This window comes from Chitinophaga sp. W2I13, assembly GCF_050434005.1.
Classification (GTDB): Bacteria; Bacteroidota; Bacteroidia; order Chitinophagales; family Chitinophagaceae; genus Chitinophaga.
The window spans coordinates 7,140,330-7,158,398 of record NZ_JBNPWD010000001.1 but is presented as its reverse complement, the minus strand read 5'-3'; the positions used below and the strand labels follow the sequence as shown (position 1 = coordinate 7,158,398).

Here is an 18,069-nt window from a genome sequence, read left to right as displayed (position 1 = left end):
GATAACAATTAATAGTAAATTTATGAAATGATTCTGTTAACAGCGAATGAATTAAGTGTTTTAAGCGGAAACATAAAGTAAAGTACACTGGTAACGGAAGAATTGTTAACCTTTATATAAGCATATTCAAGAGCTACAGCGTAAATAGCATCATTTCTCTTTCGATGTCCACCGGGTGAGGGATGACTACCACCTGCTTCAGTCATGCCTGATCCCTGCGTATTCCCTGCGTTATCTATACGGTTACCATGCACTCCCCATGGACTTCCAATGGGCTTCCCATGCACTTCCCATACACTATGCCACAACCATTTCCGGCAAAATGTGACAAAAAGCGGCAAAAGCGGCAGGTTTGTTTTTACGTGTGCCTGCCGGTAAAGAACTTCGCATAGTACCTGGTTGATCAACAGGAGCAGCTTAACAGGCATAGCAACCTAAATTGCCTTTCTTCTAACGAAAATACTTTACTATGAGCAAACAAGATGGATTGCTGCAATTTACTGGCCCACTCGAAAATTTATCATTTTATAAAACCAAACATGGTTACGTGGTCAGAAAAAGATCCGGTGTGCCGGTGTGCCGGGCGCCCGGGTAGCTACAGACCCTGCCTTCCAGCGCAGCAGGGAAAATAGTTGGGAATTTGGCCGGGCCGGAAGGGCCGGGAAACTGCTCCGCACCGCTTTCCGTAATATGATAAGGAACGCAGCCGATGGTGGCGTTACACCCCGCCTCCTCCGGGAATTCCTGAAGGTGATAAAAGCGGATACGATCAGTGAGCGCGGATGGCGCAACGTGATGGATGGCGATATAAAAATCATGGAGCATTTTGAATTCAATACAGCGCGCGTGATGAGTACTTCTTTTTATGCACCTTTAACGGCGGCCATCGATCGCGATACCGGCAAGGGAACCGTTGTAATACCACCTTTCCTGCCGGCAAAGGAGGTGCAGGCTCCCCGCGGCGCAACACATGTCATTATTACCTGCGGAGTGAGTGCGATCGATTTTGCCGGAGCGCGTTTTGAACGTGACGAGGTAAGTAGTGCTCCATTGCTGCTGGATAGCCGCTTTACTGCGCCGTTGACGCTTACCGTCAGTATTTCGCCGCACAGTCCTTTCCCGTTGTTCCTGGCGCTCAGCATTGAGTTTGTGCAGATGGTGAATGAACGGCCGTACCCATTGTCGGACGGGGCATACAGCTCCATGAAGATGATGGTGGTATCTGCTCCGGGTTTGGAAAGATTACTTCACCAGTAAAATGCTTCCTTTGAATTCAAATTTCTCTCCGTTTTCGCAGATGGTTTGCATGTAATAAATATAGCTTCCAAAAGCGGCCGCTGTATTGTTTATCCGGCCATCCCAACCGGCAGAAGGTGCGTTGATCTGGAAATGTGTTTTTTCAAATACCAGTTTTCCCCAGCGATCATAGATGCGCAGGTATTCAATTTCTTTTACGCCTTTTCCCTTAGGATAAATGCGGTCGTTTTGACCATCCTGGTTGGGCGTAAATGCGTTAGGCATAAAAACGGCGGACTGGTTACACAGGACGTGTACCGTAACATCATCTGTTGCTTTGCAGCCATAGCGGTTTTCCACTTCTACGGAATAGATGGTGGTAAGGTTGGGAGTCACCTGTATGCTGCCACAGCCAGGGCAATTGAGATCCTGTTGTGGCGACCACTTATAGCTGACTACATCATTACTAGCAGCAGCGGTCAAATGCACAGGAGTGCCCGCGGGAACATTCCGGTCGGGGCCTGTATTTACCGATGGGTGGGGCGCTACGGTTACCTGCAGGGATGATTTATCGGAGAAGCATCCTTTGCTGTCATAGCCTGTTACGGTGTAGGTATAGTTGCCTGTATTCGTTAATGTAGCCGTGGTAGCATCCGTATTGGGATTTGTCAGGCCGCTGCCTTCCCATTTGTAATAGTCTGCACCGGAAGCGTATAATGGCAATACTGCGCCAAGACATAGTGAGGTATCCGGTGTGGCCGTTACCTTAAAGGGTTGGATTACGGCCAGCGTCAATTGATCTGTATTAACGCATCCATTGCTGTCTGTTACTTTCACGTGGTACATGGTATTGGTATCAGGACTTGCCGCGGGGTTGGCGGTGAGCGGGTTGCTGAGCCCTGTTACGGGTGTCCACTCATAACTGGTGCCGCCGGAAGCCTGTAGTACAGTAGTATTATGTAAACAGATAAATTCACTCAGTGAAGTGGCCTTTGCATTAGGTAAAGGTTGCACGTTGAGCAGGTGGTGGGCCGTATCTGTACAGCCGTCTTTATTGGCAACAACAAGAGATACATCCACAGGACCAGGCTGAGAGAACACTTGTTGCGGAGGTTTACTGCCGGCAGGGGTTTGCCCGTTATGAAAGTTCCATTCCCAGGTGAGACCATTGTCGTTGGTGGCACTGCCGGTGAAGCTGACCGGCGATTCCACACACACTTTATCAGGTCCGGCAATGCTGGCTTCAGGCTTCGTATACACGTTTACGTTGGTAGTTACTGTTTGTTTACAACCATAGGCGGTAGTGGTGGTAAGACTAAAGTCATACTTACCCGGTGCGGGGATAAAGAAGGATGGGGTGGCCGTAGTTTCATTGGAGGGTACCAATGTGGGATGAAAATCCCATTGATAGGTAGCCGGCTTCCCTAATTGATCAATCGAAAAACTGTTGAATACAGGATTAAAAGTAACCGTTCCTTTACCACAAAGGATAGCGGGCATGGATGATAACTGCACGTCGAGTTTGTCAATAACAATCGGGTTGCGCAGCAGTGCACTGCCCCTGCAACCGGCAGAGTCAGTGAGGAGCAGCCTCGGTTGATAGATGCCGGGCGTTTTAAAAACATGCGTCACTACCTGGTCGTTGGTATGAAGGATAATACCATCTGTAAAATCCCAGCTGAAATCCTGTGTACCCTTGCTAACCACATTAAACCGGATCTCCTTTTCCAGGCAGCCGCCGTCAGAACTGGCTATTATAGCGGCATAGGGGCCTTTTACTTCTATGGTATCAATGTACTGATCTGTTACGCCAGCTTCGCCCCGGGCGGTTAGTATCACTTCATAACGTCCGGGTTCCGTATAGGTATGAATGGGATCCGCTTCTGTAGAAGTGGTGCCGTCGCCAAAGCTCCAATGGCTGGAAATATAGCTGAGGGAAGTATTGGTAAAGAAGAAGATCATAGGTGCGCAACTGCCGCCATTAGCAAAAATACCGCTATAGGTAAAGGCTGCACCAACAGCAGACACTCTTACCTGTTTCCTGGCACTGTCTTCACAACCATTGTTATCCTTTACGCGCAGTATTACCTGGTGGGTTCCCGACAGCGTGTAGTTATTTACCACCGTTCCGGTGGCGGCAGAAGTATGCCCGTCTCCAAAGTTCCAGTTCACACTGGTAATAGTGCCGCCGGTTTCACTGGATTTGTTATAGAAAAATACATCTGTACCTGGTTTAACAAGATAACTGCTGGCGTCGAATACAGCATGAGGGCCTTTTACCTGGAGGGTGTTGTCATAACCATAGCTTACGCAACCCTCTTTATCTGTTACCTTCAGCATCGGGTTGTAATTGCCCGGCTGCTCGTAGGTATGCACGAAAGGTCCTTTTGTAAAGGTGGCTACCGGGGTGCCATCGCCGAAATCCCATTGCCATTGACTGATACCTGCACTGTATTTCGTAGTGGTAACATCCGTGAAAGTGAGTTCGGTGCCGGCGCATTTTGCGGCCGGCAGTTTAAACCCGGCAACAGGTCCGCGAACGTTTACGGGTATAATGTTACTGAGGTCTATACAGCCCTGCAGGTTTTCGGCTGATAATTGTATCAGTTTTTTACCCGGAGGAAGATTTTTGTAGATGAATGTTTGCTGGTTGTCGGGATCGCTCTGGTCGATGCCATCTGCCAGCCATTTGTAGCCTGAGGTTTTATATATAGCGGGGTTGTAGCTGGTGATAGCCGCGTTCAGCAACTCATTGCTGCATAAAGTAGTTTTATCTGTACTGATGACTACAGGAGAAGGAGCGATCACGGTTACCATCAATCCTTGATGGGTGGTACAGTGACTGTCTTTCGTAGTCAGCACTACCTGGTAAGTACCGCTGCCCGGGTAAACGTGTGTTAAAGTAGCGGTAGCCTTACTATAGGCCGTATCGGTACCGTCGCCCCAATTCCATTCCCAGGATTCCGCTCCTAAGGAATGATCCTCGAAAACGATAGCAGTGCGTTTGTTACAGTCCACCGGCCTTACCGCATACCGGGGGAATGGAGTAGTAGCAGTAATGTATTCCTTTTTCGCAATAGTATCATAGCAGGTGTGATTACCCACAATCAGCTGCACGTCATACGTTCCGGGGCGTTGATAGCTATGCGTGGTGTTTTTGCCGGCGGCGGCGGCTCCATCTCCAAAGTCCCAGCGCCAGCTGTCGCCAATATCTGACTGGTCTTTAAATGCAGCGGGATTATTACCGCATATTTTCGGCGCATCAGGTGAAACGAAGTCAGGAACCGGTTTTTTATATACTTCTACCTTATTCACTGTCTCTACCTTTCCCGTGCAGCCATTGACGGTAGTATAGGTTAAGTAAACCGTATAGATGCCTGCGTCACTATATTGATGGGCAGGAGTTGCCAATGCCGATGCGGGACTACCATCGCCAAAATCCCATAGGTAGGTTTTAATGACGTCTGCATTGTTGGTAGCGGCGCTGAAGGTGGCCGTTAGTCCTTCGCAACCGCTGTTGTTTTTTGCTGCTGCGGTTATTTTTACGGGAGATATATCGAAGCTGCTGCTGGTGGTAGCCATACAGCCATCCTTGCTGGTGGTTAGCAATGTAGCGGTGTAGTTACCCTCTGCAGCATAGGTATGTGCGGGGTGTTGCGTGGTAGCGGTTTGCCCGTCGCCAAAGTCCCATTTCCATGCAGCGGCGGCAGGGGCGTTGCCGGCGAACGTGGCGGTAGCCGGCAGGTTACAGAAAAGCGGGACGGTTACGGCGATGTTGGCCGCCGGTGATGGTTTAACATCCAGTGTTTTCTCTGCTACATCCACACATTTGCCGTAGGTAGCGGTTAGTTTAATATGTAACGGACCAGTAGCAGGCGGGGTGTAGGTGGTAGTATTATCCGGGTTGTTTAAAGCCGGTTGACCGTTGATCTCCCAGGCTACTTGGAGCTGACCGGTAGTAGCAAATACACCGCTGTAAATGCCCGGCGTATTGGAACAAACAGGAGATGGAAAGGTGAAATCGGTAGTATAGGCGGCTACGTTAATATCGGCTGCTTTTTTAACCGAGCTGCAACGCAGTTCGTTGGTCACCGTCAGGGTAACCGAATGAAGGCCCTTGCTGGTAAAGGTATGTGTGCCGGGATCTTTTAAAGAAGAAGAGCTTCCGTCGTCAAAGGTCCAGTTATAGGCCAGTTGGCCGGGACCGGTGGAGGTATTGGTGAGCTGCACAATGGCGGGTGCGCTGCAGAATATTTTATCGGCGACCGTAAAACCGGCCACAATAGGAGGGGATACCCTTACCAGTGTATCTACCAATTTAAAGCTGGTGCATTGATAACTGTTGGTAACAATGAGTGTTACGGGATATTTTCCTGCCTGCTGATAAGTATGTGTGCTGGTGCTGCCGGTGCCGGTAGTTCCATCTCCGTAGTCCCAGGTATAAGTGAGCAGGGTGCCGCTTACCGGGTCTGATTTATCTGTGAAGGTGGTTTGCAAAGGCGCGCAGCCGGTTACATTGGTAGCCGTGAAGTCCACTTTGGGCTTAGATCTTACTGTAATAAATCCTGTTTTGGTAATGGTAGAAGATTGTCCGGCTGCATCCTTCACGGTGAGGGACACGGTGTACACACCCGGCTTGACATAGGTAGCCCCGGGGTGCTGTTCAGTAGAGGTATAACCGTTACCAAAGTCCCATTGCCAGGATATAGGCTGACCTGTCGATTTATCACTAAATGTTGTTAGTAGCAGTTCGCAATCACTGGTTGATGAAGCATTGAAATCTGCTTTGATTTGTGCTGTTACTCCCGAAAAAATAAAACAATCCGCTAATAGCAATAAAAGTAGTGATGGACCCAATTTAAGCTTGGTGAGGCTAAAAAGGTTCATTCATAGATATGTTATGTACCCTGAAATTACGGTATTAACAGCAATGTACCATAATGTTTTAAAGTTATTTTATCTTCATAGATATATGCACAAAAACTACCGTATATCTTCCCTGGGCGACCGGGCTGTTATCATCGAATGGGAACAACAGATTGGCGGGGATATTCATGGCCAGGTGATGCAGGCGTTCCGGCGGCTACGGGAGCTGCATCAGCTTTACATCCTGGACCTTATCCCGGCCTATGCCTCGCTGACGGTGGTATATGATGCGGTGGTGCTGTATCCTCAACAGCATAGTTACGGCGGTGAAAAGATCCGGGAATTGATTGCGGCAACGCTGGACGGGGCCGCGGAAATCACTGCCGCCCCGCCACCCCGCCTGCTGGAGATCCCTGTATGCTATCATCCTTCCCTAGGACCTGACCTGCATGCGATGGCGGAGAGCAAGAAAGTTTCCCCGGAGCATATCATCGAACTGCATACGGCACAAACCTACACGGTGTACATGCTGGGATTTCTGCCCGGCTTTCCCTACATGGGCAGCGTTCACGACTTGCTGGTTACGCCCCGGTTAAAGCAGCCCCGGCTCAGGGTACCGGCAGGAAGTGTAGGTATTGCCGGTGCACAAACCGGTATTTATCCGCAGGAATCGCCGGGGGGCTGGAATATTATTGGTCGTACCCCTTTGCGGCTGTTTGACGCCGCTGCGGAAGCCCCTTGTTATTGCGAACCTGGCGACCAGGTGAAGTTTATGCCGGTATCACTGGAAGATTTCCGGGAGATGACCCATTATATTTGACACATTAAGACCAGAAAACATTGATACAGGTAATACAACAAGGATTGCTGGATACCATCCAGGATGCAGGGCGGTACGGTTATCAGCACCTGGGCATTAACCCCGGAGGGGCTATGGATCGGGTTGCACTTGCAGTTGCCAACAGCCTGGTGGGAAACGACATTACCGAAGCGGCTATTGAACTGCATTTTCCGGCATCTGCTTTCCTGTTTGATACAGAAGCCATGATATCCTTATCCGGCGCTGATTTCGGGGCAATCGTCAACGGCAGGCCCCTCGATATTAACCGGCCGGTGCTGGTCAGTAAACAAACGGTGCTGCGTTTTAACAAGCCTGTTTCCGGTGCGCGGTGCTACCTGGCAGTACGGGGAGGATTGGCATTGACGCCCTGGCTGGGAAGCTACAGCACCCATTTAAAGGCAGGCGCCGGCGGGTTTGATGGCCGGCCGCTGAAAAAAAATGACCGCCTCCACCTGCGGTCAGGCAATATTTCCCCGTCATGGTTCCAGGGTAAAGAGTTTGTAGCGTTGCCATGGACCGCTGATGTAAGCCATCTTTATACCAAAAACGGCATTATACATACATTGCCGGGCAGTCAATGGAACCTGTTATCCGAAGATACCCGTCAGCAATTTACCAACACTGCCTTCACCTTAACGGAACAAAGCGACCGGATGGGGTTCCGGTTAAGCGGACCGGCCCTGGCTACCGAGCCGCGGGAGGAACAGCTATCTGCCGGCACCACCAGGGGCACCATCCAGTTATTGCCGGACGGACAACTCATTATACTGATGGCCGACCATCAAACCACCGGTGGGTATGGGCGGCTGGCGCACGTGACAACCGCGGATATGCCTTCCCTTTCGCAACGCATGCCATACCAGGAGATTCATTTCAGTATGACCGAGGAAAAAAAGGCGTCTGCCTTGTTGTGGAAACAGGAGCAGGACTTGCTCTTTCTTCAAAATGCCTGTAAATTACGACTGGAGGAATGGCTGCAACAGCAGCCTGTTTAATCATCATCACTATGCATTATATAGATCTCAACTGCGACATGGGAGAGGGTTTGGACAACGATTCCGCTATTATGCCTTTTATCAGCAGCGCCAATATTGCCTGCGGCTACCACGCCGGCAATCATGATACGATGCTGCGTACGGCAATGCTGGCGCTCGAAAATAACGTGGCTATTGGCGCCCACCCGGGGTTTGCAGATAAAGAACATTTCGGCAGAACAGAACAGCAGCTTTCAGATCATGCATTGTATGAATTGATTACCACACAACTGTATGCCATGCAATTGGTTTGCAAATCGCTCGATACCACTATGCGACATGTAAAGCCACATGGTGCATTGTATAACATGGCGGCAAAGTCTCCCGCAATGGCGCGCGTGATTGTTAAAGCAGTGAAAGATGTGGACTCCCGGCTTTGTTTTTTCGGTCTCAGTAACAGCTGGCTTATTACCGCCGCCAGGGAGGCCGGACTTAAAACAGCCAGCGAAGTATTTGCCGACAGGACCTACCAGGACGACGGTTCTCTCACTCCCCGCACACAACCCAATGCGCTTATTGAAAAAGAGGAGCAGGTGATAGCCCAGGTGTTGCAGATGGTCGCCGACCAAAAGGTAACTACCGTTAACGGGCATACGATTCCGATGACGGCTGAAACCATCTGTATTCACGGCGATGGCGCACATGCTGTCGAATTTGCGCGCACCATTCATGTTGCATTACATCATCATCAATTAACTATACAACGGCCTTGAGTAAACAAAAATCTTCCGTGCTGCTGGGCGCAGCCTTTCTCATGGCTACTTCCGCCATTGGTCCCGGTTTCCTGACACAAACAACGGTATTTACGCAGCAGCTGGCGGCGTCTTTCGGATTTGTAATATTGATATCGGTGTTGCTGGATATCGGTGCGCAACTGAATATCTGGCGTATCCTCACTGTTTCCGGGTACCGCGCGCAGGATCTTGCCAACGCGTTGTTGCCGGGTCTGGGTTATGTGCTGGCGGCATTAGTGGTAACAGGCGGACTGGCCTTTAACATTGCCAACATAGGTGGCTGTGGATTGGGGTTACAGGTACTCACCGGTATGGATACTGTTTATGGTGCGTTGCTGAGTTGTGGTATCGCGCTGTTTATTTTCTGGATGAAGGAGGCCGGCAATGTGCTGGATCAGTTTACGCGCTGGCTTGGTATCCTGATGGTGCTGCTCACGTTGTACGTGGCCATCAGTTCCCATCCGCCAATGGTGGAGGCGGTGCGGCAAAGCGTATGGCCCGCAGTGATTAATACCAAAGCCATTGTTACCCTTGTGGGCGGAACCGTTGGTGGTTACATTAGTTTTGCCGGCGCACACCGGCTGCTGGACGCTGGTGTAAGTGGAACAACACAGGTACGGTTTGTTAACCGCAGTGCAGTAAGCGGCATTGTTATTACCGCCATCATGCGCGTTTTATTGTTCCTGGCGGCATTGGGTATTATCACACAGGGCGCGGTGCTCGACAGTGGTAATCCTCCGGCATCTGTATTCCGGATCGCGGCAGGGGAGATCGGTTACCGTTTCTTTGGTATCGTAATGTGGAGCGCTGCTATTACCTCTGTGGTAGGTGCGGCGTATACTTCTGTTTCCTTTCTGAAGACATTTCATCCTTTTATTGCGGCGAACGAGCGTTGGTTTATCAGCGTTTTTATACTTTTTTCCACTGTTGTTTTTGTAATAGCCGGCAACCCCGTGCAGCTGTTGCTGATGGCAGGCGCGCTTAATGGCCTTATATTGCCGGTGGCGCTTGCAGTAGTGCTGGTGGCGGCAGGCAGCGCAAGGTTATTGCAACATTACCGGCATCCTGTATGGATGCAGCTGGCGGGGTGGCTGGTGGTGCTTGTTATGGGGTATCTTGGCGGGGTTACGATTGCGGATTGGTTGAAGTAGCGCTTTGTCTAATCAGCCTTTTCATTTGTCCGCTTCACCTCAAATTACCTGGACTATTCCCCCTTCCTGCAACAACTTTGTGTCATTGATAACATAAACCAAAAATTCTCATGACACAGAAAACTGTAACAACAATTTATTGGATAGGAACCGTACTCACTTCCTTATGGTTTGGAGCAAGCGGATTTTTTGAAATCACCGGAAATTCCATTGTATGGGGAATAACGCAGCAACTGGGGTATCCCTCACATTTCATATACCTGCTTGGTGTTTTCAAACTGTCTGGTGTAGCCGTTCTTTTAGCGCCTGGCAAGTTGCTCCGGTTAAAGGAATGGGTGTTCGCCGGAATCTTTTTTGATATCATCTTTGCCTTTGCATCAAAATTAAGCGTACTTGGGTTACTGGCAACCGTAGATGCTGTTGTGGCGTTTATAATGGTAAGTGTAACTTATACGATGTTCCGGAAGATGTACCCGGGTTTAAATGCTGAGTTTTCAAGGCCCAACGGGCTGTAAAACGAATTGTCCACTACATTAAAAAGAAATGCCCGGATATATTCCGGGCATTTCTTTTTAATGTAGTACGTATTACAGGGAAGCCCGCGTTACCGCTTTAATAGCTCCTGTTTCCCCATGTTGGATCATACCAATCAGTTCCCACTCCTGTGTATTAAAATCGCCGGGTAAATTAACCTGCACAGTGCCCTGCTTGGCTCCGAGGCCGAATGAGTGAAGGTCCCGTACTATCTGCACATGTGAAAGCATGCGGCCTTCGTTTTCTCCTCTGGTTACTTTACTGACAGCACGTTTTTGCACTGTGGCTATCAGCAGGCGGCTGTTGCCGGCATCGCCTGTAAATTCGTAAGCAAGACTTGCCTTGCCGGATTGCAGTTGCCCTTTTATATTCAGGGTTAGTTCAGCAGCGCTGGTCAAAGCGTCGCCTACTGCGTTAGTTACTGCAGCTTCATCTGATCCTATGCAGGATGATTTGCCGTTCACCACCAGCTGCGGCGTATATACCTGGCTGTTTAGCTGTTCACTGTATTGATATTGCCGCTTTGAAAACCGGGAATCACTAAATATATCTTTCCAGCCAAGGCGGTTCCAGTAATCCACATGGTAGGCCAGAATATAGATAGGCTTATTTCCGGCTTCGTCCTGGATACGGGCTAACAGGGCATCAGCAGATGGACAACTGGAGCATCCCTCCGAGGTGAACAGCTCCAGCACGGCAAAGCCGTTGCCGGCCGGAGCTGTTTTTTTGTGAGTGGTATTCCTGTTTGCACATACCGCGGAAACCAGTGTGAATGCCATTGCGGCGCCTATCGCCGACATCATTATTGTTTTCATCTTTTGAATTTTTATTTTATTCAAAAGTACCGGCTGCTGATGGCTTAAGTAAGCAAAAAAGCCACCAGGTGGACATTTTTGGCTTTCAACCGGGAATATATGGCCGGGAGAAAAATGAGGTTAACGTTCTTCCATCCAGCTGAGAAAGCTATGGGATTTTTCTTTATTTACAAGCAGTTTTTCTGGTGTTTCAATAACCAGTTTTACATAAAGTTTACGGAGAAAATAGGGCTCCACCTCTTTGATGGCCTTGAAATTAATAAGGTACTGGCGGTTAAGGCGAAAAAACTGCAGGGAAGATACCGACTGTGTGATCTGGTCCAGTGATTGGCTGATGACATACTGCTGCTTATCAAAACACATAATCCAGGTGGCGTCATGGCGTATATAAAAGAACGCAATGTCTTCCACATTTATCGTCTTGTACTTTTGGTTTTGAAAGATAAGAAAGCTGGTCTTGCCGCTGGGAGGCGCCAATTTTGAAAGCAGGTCATTGAGGTCAGGAACTGTTTTCTGCTGGAAGAAATTTTTCAGTTCATCCACCTTCCGCAATGCGTCCTGTATATCCTGTTTGGAAAAGGGCTTCAGCACATAATCCACTCCATTATTTTTAAAAGCGTCAAGACTATATTCATCATAAGCCGTGCAAAATATCACGGGGCAGGTGATTTTTACAGACTTAAATATTTCGAAGCAAAGACCGTCGGCCAGCTGGATATCCATGAAGATAAGGTCGGGCATGGGGCCCTCAGACAACGCGCTGACGGAACTTGCCACACTCTGATACTGGCCGGTAATTTTATCACCGGGTTTTAATTCAAGTATAATATTCGCAAGTGATTTAGCTGTTTTAAGTTCGTCTTCAATGATGATAATGTTCATGAATAAGCGGAAGTTTGATTTGAAAAACTTTTTCGTCGGCAACAATATCAATATGCTGGTTCAGCAGGTGCTGATATCTCAGGTCAATATTTTTTAATCCCACACCAAGAGAATGTTGTTCTCCTGTTTTCTGCTGGACCTGGTTCTCTACAATTATTTTGTCATCTTCCTCATAGATCCTGATACGCAATGGCTTCTCCAGGGAAACGATATTGTGTTTGATACAATTTTCAACCAGTAACTGCAACGTGAAAGGAGGAATCAGCGTTTTCAATGTGCCGGGGCTAAGCGTGCTCTCAAAGGTAAAGCCATCCTCGAACCGCGCTTTCTGCAGAAAGAGATAGGCGTTGAGTATTTCCATTTCTTCACTCACATGGATCAGGTCAAGTTTGCGGCTTTCGAGCGTAAACCGGTAAAAGTTGGACAGCTTGATGATAAAGTCAACAGATTCCTGTTCACCGCTTTCTACCATAGCCTTCAACGTATTCAGGCTGTTGAACAGGAAGTGCGGGTTCACCTGCTGCTTCAATAGTTCATACTGCGCGCTGAGATTATCACTTTTAATACGTTCCAGTTCCATCGTCACATGCTGGTTTTCATAATTCTGCTGCAGCAGGTGCAGGAACATATAAAATACCAGGTTGATCAGGATACCTCTTACCTCCACCATCAGCATCACCGGCCCAAAATTAATATGCGACAGGATCAACTGCTGTATGCAGGCAAGGCCCAGCATCACTACCAGACCAAATAACAGGCTGCTTATCAGTTTTGAATACGAAATGCTCTGCTTCCGGGGAGCATCGGACTGCCGGGAGAGCATGAAAATATTGAAGTACCACATCAGCACGGCGAAGGTGGCTGTTATACCTGCATTAACAGCTGCTTCCGCTAAGTGAAAATGGTGCTCGGCAATTTGCGGCACGGACGACAACAGTCCGAGAACAATGGAGCTGACCCATATCGTTGCATGTGATATTTTAAACCCTGTTTTTTCCATCTGTAAGAAATCAATCTAAATGCTAAATTAAAAATATTGATTTTTAACTTACCATTTAGGAAAGTTAGTTGCCCTCTTTTATTCCCGCCGGTAAGCATCAAGGGAAAACAGAGGGTCTGTAGGAAAATATATTATTGATCCGGACGGCTGCATCTACTTTGTTGCCTGCGTTATTGACCGGCCAGTGGCCACGTTCCAGTTGATAAGTCAGTTTGTCCGCATCACCGGATACCATTTCCACGGTTTGAACTTCGCCATTGATATAACTGCCGTACCAGTATTTATTATCGGCCTGTTTGTAGGTCACCAGCCGGAATACTTCACCGGGGGTATGTTTTTCGTAACCGGCAAGCGCAGATTGCTGTGCGGCGGTATTGCCATACAACACAGACATTGTTTGTTTTTGCCTGTTAGCAAACGATGTGATCACATGCAGGTTTCCTGCATCAAACATCTCCCTTGCCGGCTTAGGTGCGTTATCGACTAAAGGAAGGTTGAATACATAATCATTCGCACTGGCTATTTTATGGCAATTGAAACAGGTGGTATTAAACATAGGTGTGCTGCCATAAGGCTTCAACGCTGTTCCGTTGAATTTTGCGAAGCCCCAGCCCTCACTATCCGCGAAGCGCTGGTTGTCTTTGGTCATGATCTGTACACTGTTTAAAGAACCCGGGATGATGTCACCGTTCTTTTCCTCAATGCTGTTCCACACTACTTTTACGATGGTGCTGCCTTCCGGGAAAGGATTGATCCGGTTATCGCGGATGGCTTTTGCGGCAAGGGCATTGCCATACACTACCCGGATACTGTGGTTGTCGAACCGGTTGGTGGTACTGATCACCTGCCATTCCCGGTAGCCGGGCGTATAGGCTACTCCGTTAGCAGCAACCGGGTTCTCCATTGAGAGAAGGGATTGTTGCCGGAATTGTTGGAACTCCCGGGCGGCTTCACTGATAATGGTTGTATCGTGATATTTTGAGGGGCTGATATCCGTTACATATTCCTTTAAAACAGTGATATCTTTTGCAGAAAGCTTGGATTGTGGATGTGTAGCAGTATAAGTGCTCAATGGCATTTTTCCTGTCAGCACCATATTCACCATTTCCCAGAGGCGTCCTTGCTGGTCGGCCGACGAGAGTGTATCCCAGGTGGAAAAATTAAACCGGGACCTTGCTTCCGTAACGTCGGCAGCTACCAGCCATGAAACCGGCGCAATATGATCATACCAGCTAAGCTTAGTTTCATTGGAGTGGCAGTCGTAGCAGGCACGTTTAAGAATGCCCAGTACTTCCTCCGGCGCTTTTATGGGCGACGTAACGGCGTGGTTTTGAACCGGCTGACCAATGAATTGCATAGCGGTTACCATTAAAATGAACAGGGCTATTACCAGGCCGGATCTGGTTTTCCAGAAAGATAACTTCATAAATTATTTTTTTACTGAGATGTATTTCCAATGTCAGGCATAGCTGCTCGCCTCGATAATCGCTTTGGCGAATGCTTCCGGCGCTTCCTGCGGAAGGTTATGGCCGGCTCCTTTGATGATGCGGTGCACGTGTTTGCCGGTAAACATGCGGGCATACGCTGAACCATCACCGGCGGGAACAACGCCGTCAGCATCGCCATCCAGCGTAACCGATGGAACCGTAATAACCGGTGCTGCAGCCAGTTGCTTTTCAATGACGTCGTATTGTTCTTCACCGGGTTCTATGCCCAGCCGCCAGCGGTAATTATGAATAACAATGGCAACATAGTCGGGGTTATTGAAAGAGGCTGCGGACAACTTATAAGTGGCATCATCAAAATCCCATTTGGGAGAAACATTTTTCCAGATCAGCTGGTTGAAGTCGTACCAATTGGCGGTATACCCCAGTTTTCCACGGTCGGTAGCAAAGTAATACTGGTACCACCATCCCCATTCTGCTTTAGGAGGCAAGGGCTGTTTATTTTTTGCCAGGTTGTTAATGAGATAGCCGTTAACAGAAACCATTGCATTACAGCGTTCCGGCCATAGTGCCGCGATAATATTGGCGGTGCGCGCTCCCCAGTCGAACCCGCCGATGATCGCCTTTTTTATATGGAGTGCGTCCATCAGCGAGATGATATCATTTGCTACTGCCGCCTGCTGCCCGTTCCTGAATGTGCCGGCAGAAAGGAACTGTGTGGTACCATGACCACGCAGGTGAGGCACGATCACCCGGTAGCCTTCAGCAGCCAGTATGGCCGATACTTTTGCATAGCTGTGAATATCATAAGGCCATCCGTGCAGGAGGATAACGGGCTGGCCATTTGCCGGGCCGGCTTCAGCGTAGCCAACATCCAACAGCCCGGCCCTGACCTGTTTGATGTCCTGAAAGGATACAGGGGCCTGACTAGCTTTTTTGTCCCTTTGACCCGTAGTGGCCAATGCCTGCAGGGGTGAGAGTTTGGTTGCTGCGAAAGTTAAAGCAGCAGCGCTTAAAAAATGTCTGCGGTTAAATTTTTTTGTCGGTTCCATAATGCGTTCCTGCAGATGCTTTTGTGCTCCCAGGCGAAACAAAGGTACCAGCCGGACCAGGTAACGGGAACCGGTTTTAGGGTGAGTTAGACAAAATGGGGGCTCATTTAGACATATGGTTGGCCGGATGGGGTAACCTTTATCACGCCGTTTACTCAATATTAAAATAACGGAATACCTCCTTAGTGATCAGGCGGCAGTTTTCAGTAAGTTCTGTGAGGGTGCAATACCGGACAACCAATACCTCGTGTGGTGTATCATCGAGGTTTACGAGGCTCATCCGCAGGAGGATGCTTTCAATGACGATGCTGCCATGCAGGGAGTCGAAGAGTGCCCGCGCCCTGCTGCGGTCTTCCCCGATATAGAACCGGCAGTATTCCGTATAGCCGGCCTGTACCCTCATGTCGACGATAATACAATAGCCTTTCACCATATATTAACGGAGATTTTAATGAATGCTTAAAATGCTTTCCCTGCACCCGGCAAAGGGTATACCAGGCGGTATCTGCCGGAAATTTTTTCAGGAAAATGACATTTTTTCAATTCATCTTTCTCCTTCTATACCCAGCTTTAGTAAAACATTACGGGTAATCCGGTCGCAGCGGGTTAAATGAAAATGGTAGACATGATCTTTCATATAGGCGGTCAGATCTTCCCTGAGCATGGCCTTAGCCCTGTTCAGGCGTACCTTTACATTATTTTCTTCAATGGCCAGTGTTTCGGAGGTTTCCCGGACAGACATTTCCTCGATTTCGCGCAGCATAAAAACCAGCCGGTATTTTTCCGGCAGGCGGGTAATGGCGTCTTGCAGTATCTGGTTCAATTCCTTATTCGCTAAATCTCTGGCCGGAGTTTTCATGTCTATGAATTTATCTGAAGGTAACTGACTAAAAGGGAGGTTATTTTTACGTTTCAGTTCGTAACACTGGTTGAGCATAATCCGTGTAAGCCAGGTGCCAAATGAAGCGCGGTGTTGAAATTGTGACAGGTGACAATAAGCATTGAGATAGGTATTTTGCATGGCATCTTCAGTTGCGGGATCATTTTCCAGGATAGACATGCCAATCCGGTACAGCCGCTGGTTATACCGGCTGATGATTACACTGAACATCTTCTTTTCACCTGCCAGTATTCTTTCTATTGCTTCCCGGTCAGGAACCTGTGCGGCTATTGCTTCTTTTTGTATGGTCATGTTATTTAGATGAAGTAAGAGGAGAAAGGTTACAGAAAATTACTATTGATTTCCTGTAACCTTTTTGTCAATAGCCTCTCTAATTAATACACTAAACATATGTATCATGGCAACCATAAAACAGCTTCAAAGCACCTTACGCCTGACCTTTGGCATTGTGCCCATTGTAGCCGGGCTGGACAAATTCACTAACCTGCTTACCCACTGGGAAAACTACCTGGGCAGTAATGCAGATATGCTCCCGTTTGCCGCCGCCACCTTCATGAAAATCGTGGGTATTATTGAAATTGCCGCGGGGATACTTGTATTGGTGCGTCCGCTGGTCGGCGCGTACGTTGTAATGGCCTGGCTGATATGCATTGCACTGCAATTGCTTCTTGGCGGTCAGTACTTCGATGTGGCGGTCAGGGACCTGGTGATGGCAATCGGCGCCTATACGCTGGCTCAACTCACAAAAATGAAGGAAGCACATTCGTAACGGACCGGTTAACCAGCACGCCGCTGGTTAACCGGTTACAGTTTTCTGAAGTCCGACGGCCTCGCATGCAGGAATCCCCTGAATGTATCGCTGAAGGAATTGATGCTGCTGTAACCTACCGCAAAAGCTATTTCGTTGATAGGCTTACTTGTTTTTAAGATCATTTCAATAGCTTTTATCATTCTTATTGTTTTAAGAAATTGCAAAAATGAAATTTTAAGGTTAGCCTGAAATAACCGGGAGAGGGAGCGTTCCCCGATATTAAATTGCTTACTGATGCTGGTCAGTGTATGCTTTTTCCCGATATTTTTTTCCAGGTAATCAATGATATCCTGCATCTGTTCATTGTTGGTAGCAGGCAAAACTATAGGGAGCGATTTCCTGCTTTTTTCAGGAAGGATCTTTTTCAGCGCTACCAGGAATTCAAAGTTGGGATCCGTGTTATCAACATGTTTTCCATCCCACCGCTCCGTGTAATTGATCATCTGGATCACTAATTCGCTGGCCGGGTAAATTCCCAGCCTGTTATAAAAAGGATCCCTGGTATCATCGTGGGCGTAAAAATAGAGCGACCGCAGCACAGTGGCCTTATAGCCGATCCGCAGTATGTGCGGCATTCCCTGCGGAATCCAGAAGTAATGCCTGGCTGGAACTATATAAGTAAGGCTTTCAACGGTAATATAGGCGATTCCCCCCTCCACATAACTTAATTGCCCCTTATTATGCCGGTGCAGAGGGATTAGTTTTTCCGATTTCTCGTGCATGACAAAAACGGAATTTTTCTTTTTCTCTATATCCGGTAATGAAGC

Annotated in this window: 17 protein-coding genes; 7 read left to right on the top strand and 10 right to left on the bottom strand. The window is 48.3% G+C overall.

Annotated elements, in window-relative coordinates; all coding sequences use genetic code 11:
- Window positions 1-20 precede the first annotated feature (20 nt).
- Window positions 21-428, bottom strand: a complete 408-nt coding sequence (locus QFZ48_RS29255) for a hypothetical protein (protein WP_429064998.1) — start codon at window positions 426-428, stop codon at window positions 21-23.
- 148 nt (window positions 429-576) lie between these two features.
- Between QFZ48_RS29255 and QFZ48_RS29250 the strand changes: the two genes are divergently transcribed.
- On the top strand, window positions 577-1,257 hold the full coding sequence (locus QFZ48_RS29250) for a hypothetical protein (RefSeq protein WP_429064997.1): 681 nt from the start codon (window positions 577-579) through the stop codon (window positions 1,255-1,257).
- Here the strand turns inward: QFZ48_RS29250 and QFZ48_RS29245 are convergent.
- Window positions 1,243-6,123, bottom strand: coding sequence for a PKD domain-containing protein (locus QFZ48_RS29245; RefSeq protein ID WP_429064995.1), 4,881 nt, complete (start codon window positions 6,121-6,123; stop codon window positions 1,243-1,245). The genes QFZ48_RS29250 and QFZ48_RS29245 overlap by 15 nt on opposite strands.
- Before the next feature lie 85 nt (window positions 6,124-6,208).
- Between QFZ48_RS29245 and pxpB the strand changes: the two genes are divergently transcribed.
- The 5 genes from pxpB (at window position 6,209) to QFZ48_RS29220 (ending at window position 10,377) form a co-directional block, all read left to right on the top strand.
- The gene (gene pxpB / locus QFZ48_RS29240) at window positions 6,209-6,922 is read left to right on the top strand and encodes a 5-oxoprolinase subunit PxpB (protein WP_429064993.1); all 714 of its coding nucleotides are present in this window, start codon (window positions 6,209-6,211) and stop codon (window positions 6,920-6,922) included.
- A gap of 20 nt (window positions 6,923-6,942) precedes the next feature.
- Window positions 6,943-7,938 carry a biotin-dependent carboxyltransferase family protein gene (locus QFZ48_RS29235; protein ID WP_429047323.1) on the top strand — a complete coding sequence of 332 codons (996 nt, stop codon included), beginning with the start codon at window positions 6,943-6,945 and terminating at the stop codon, window positions 7,936-7,938.
- Complete coding sequence (locus tag QFZ48_RS29230) at window positions 7,914-8,690, top strand: 5-oxoprolinase subunit PxpA (protein ID WP_429064991.1); 777 nt, start codon at window positions 7,914-7,916, stop codon at window positions 8,688-8,690. Before QFZ48_RS29235 ends, QFZ48_RS29230 begins: the two co-directional genes overlap by 25 nt.
- Window positions 8,687-9,862, top strand: coding sequence for an NRAMP family divalent metal transporter (locus QFZ48_RS29225; RefSeq protein ID WP_429047325.1), 1,176 nt, complete (start codon window positions 8,687-8,689; stop codon window positions 9,860-9,862). The genes QFZ48_RS29230 and QFZ48_RS29225 overlap by 4 nt, the downstream gene beginning before the upstream one ends.
- 110 nt (window positions 9,863-9,972) lie before the next feature.
- Window positions 9,973-10,377, top strand: a complete 405-nt coding sequence (locus QFZ48_RS29220) for a DoxX family protein (protein ID WP_429047327.1) — start codon at window positions 9,973-9,975, stop codon at window positions 10,375-10,377.
- Between the two features lie 72 nt (window positions 10,378-10,449).
- On the opposite strand, the gene QFZ48_RS29215 is transcribed toward QFZ48_RS29220, so the two are convergent.
- The 7 genes from QFZ48_RS29215 to QFZ48_RS29185 form a co-directional block, all read right to left on the bottom strand.
- A complete protein-coding gene (locus tag QFZ48_RS29215) occupies window positions 10,450-11,211 on the bottom strand; it encodes a DUF1223 domain-containing protein (protein WP_429064990.1) in 762 nt (253 codons plus the stop codon).
- A 120-nt stretch (window positions 11,212-11,331) separates the two neighbouring features.
- Window positions 11,332-12,093, bottom strand: coding sequence for a LytR/AlgR family response regulator transcription factor (locus tag QFZ48_RS29210; RefSeq protein ID WP_429047330.1), 762 nt, complete (start codon window positions 12,091-12,093; stop codon window positions 11,332-11,334).
- A complete protein-coding gene (locus QFZ48_RS29205; protein WP_429064988.1) occupies window positions 12,074-13,093 on the bottom strand; it encodes a sensor histidine kinase in 1,020 nt (339 codons plus the stop codon). The genes QFZ48_RS29210 and QFZ48_RS29205 overlap by 20 nt, the downstream gene beginning before the upstream one ends.
- Before the next feature lie 97 nt (window positions 13,094-13,190).
- The gene (locus QFZ48_RS29200) at window positions 13,191-14,519 is read right to left on the bottom strand and encodes a heme-binding domain-containing protein (RefSeq protein WP_429064986.1); all 1,329 of its coding nucleotides are present in this window, start codon (window positions 14,517-14,519) and stop codon (window positions 13,191-13,193) included.
- Window positions 14,520-14,552: 33 nt separating this feature from the next.
- Window positions 14,553-15,590: an alpha/beta fold hydrolase gene (locus tag QFZ48_RS29195; RefSeq protein WP_429047333.1), complete on the bottom strand. Its 1,038-nt coding sequence runs from the start codon at window positions 15,588-15,590 to the stop codon at window positions 14,553-14,555.
- Window positions 15,591-15,741: 151 nt separating this feature from the next.
- A complete protein-coding gene (locus QFZ48_RS29190; RefSeq protein ID WP_429047334.1) occupies window positions 15,742-16,023 on the bottom strand; it encodes a hypothetical protein in 282 nt (93 codons plus the stop codon).
- A gap of 111 nt (window positions 16,024-16,134) precedes the next feature.
- Window positions 16,135-16,782 carry a sigma-70 family RNA polymerase sigma factor gene (locus QFZ48_RS29185; protein ID WP_429047335.1) on the bottom strand — a complete coding sequence of 216 codons (648 nt, stop codon included), beginning with the start codon at window positions 16,780-16,782 and terminating at the stop codon, window positions 16,135-16,137.
- Window positions 16,783-16,888: 106 nt separating this feature from the next.
- Between QFZ48_RS29185 and QFZ48_RS29180 the strand changes: the two genes are divergently transcribed.
- Window positions 16,889-17,260: a hypothetical protein gene (locus QFZ48_RS29180; protein ID WP_429047336.1), complete on the top strand. Its 372-nt coding sequence runs from the start codon at window positions 16,889-16,891 to the stop codon at window positions 17,258-17,260.
- Between the two features lie 35 nt (window positions 17,261-17,295).
- On the opposite strand, the gene QFZ48_RS29175 is transcribed toward QFZ48_RS29180, so the two are convergent.
- Complete coding sequence (locus QFZ48_RS29175) at window positions 17,296-18,024, bottom strand: AraC family transcriptional regulator (protein ID WP_429064985.1); 729 nt, start codon at window positions 18,022-18,024, stop codon at window positions 17,296-17,298.
- Window positions 18,025-18,069 lie beyond the last annotated feature (45 nt).

What these genes read in the sequence shown, in the direction of transcription:
- QFZ48_RS29210 (WP_429047330.1), bottom strand. Translation starts at nt 12,093, where the DNA reads ATGAACATTATCATCATTGAAGACGAACTTAAAACAGCTAAATCACTT.
- QFZ48_RS29205 (WP_429064988.1), bottom strand. Translation starts at nt 13,093, where the DNA reads ATGGAAAAAACAGGGTTTAAAATATCACATGCAACGATATGGGTCAGC.
- QFZ48_RS29185 (WP_429047335.1), bottom strand. Translation starts at nt 16,782, where the DNA reads ATGACCATACAAAAAGAAGCAATAGCCGCACAGGTTCCTGACCGGGAA.
- QFZ48_RS29190 (WP_429047334.1), bottom strand. Translation starts at nt 16,023, where the DNA reads ATGGTGAAAGGCTATTGTATTATCGTCGACATGAGGGTACAGGCCGGC.
- QFZ48_RS29255 (WP_429064998.1), bottom strand. Translation starts at nt 428, where the DNA reads ATGCCTGTTAAGCTGCTCCTGTTGATCAACCAGGTACTATGCGAAGTT.
- QFZ48_RS29200 (WP_429064986.1), bottom strand. Translation starts at nt 14,519, where the DNA reads ATGAAGTTATCTTTCTGGAAAACCAGATCCGGCCTGGTAATAGCCCTG.
- QFZ48_RS29180 (WP_429047336.1), top strand. Translation starts at nt 16,889, where the DNA reads ATGGCAACCATAAAACAGCTTCAAAGCACCTTACGCCTGACCTTTGGC.
- QFZ48_RS29220 (WP_429047327.1), top strand. Translation starts at nt 9,973, where the DNA reads ATGACACAGAAAACTGTAACAACAATTTATTGGATAGGAACCGTACTC.
- pxpB (WP_429064993.1), top strand. Translation starts at nt 6,209, where the DNA reads ATGCACAAAAACTACCGTATATCTTCCCTGGGCGACCGGGCTGTTATC.
- QFZ48_RS29195 (WP_429047333.1), bottom strand. Translation starts at nt 15,590, where the DNA reads ATGGAACCGACAAAAAAATTTAACCGCAGACATTTTTTAAGCGCTGCT.
- QFZ48_RS29245 (WP_429064995.1), bottom strand. Translation starts at nt 6,123, where the DNA reads ATGAACCTTTTTAGCCTCACCAAGCTTAAATTGGGTCCATCACTACTT.
- QFZ48_RS29215 (WP_429064990.1), bottom strand. Translation starts at nt 11,211, where the DNA reads ATGAAAACAATAATGATGTCGGCGATAGGCGCCGCAATGGCATTCACA.
- QFZ48_RS29175 (WP_429064985.1), bottom strand. Translation starts at nt 18,024, where the DNA reads ATGCACGAGAAATCGGAAAAACTAATCCCTCTGCACCGGCATAATAAG.
- QFZ48_RS29230 (WP_429064991.1), top strand. Translation starts at nt 7,914, where the DNA reads ATGGCTGCAACAGCAGCCTGTTTAATCATCATCACTATGCATTATATA.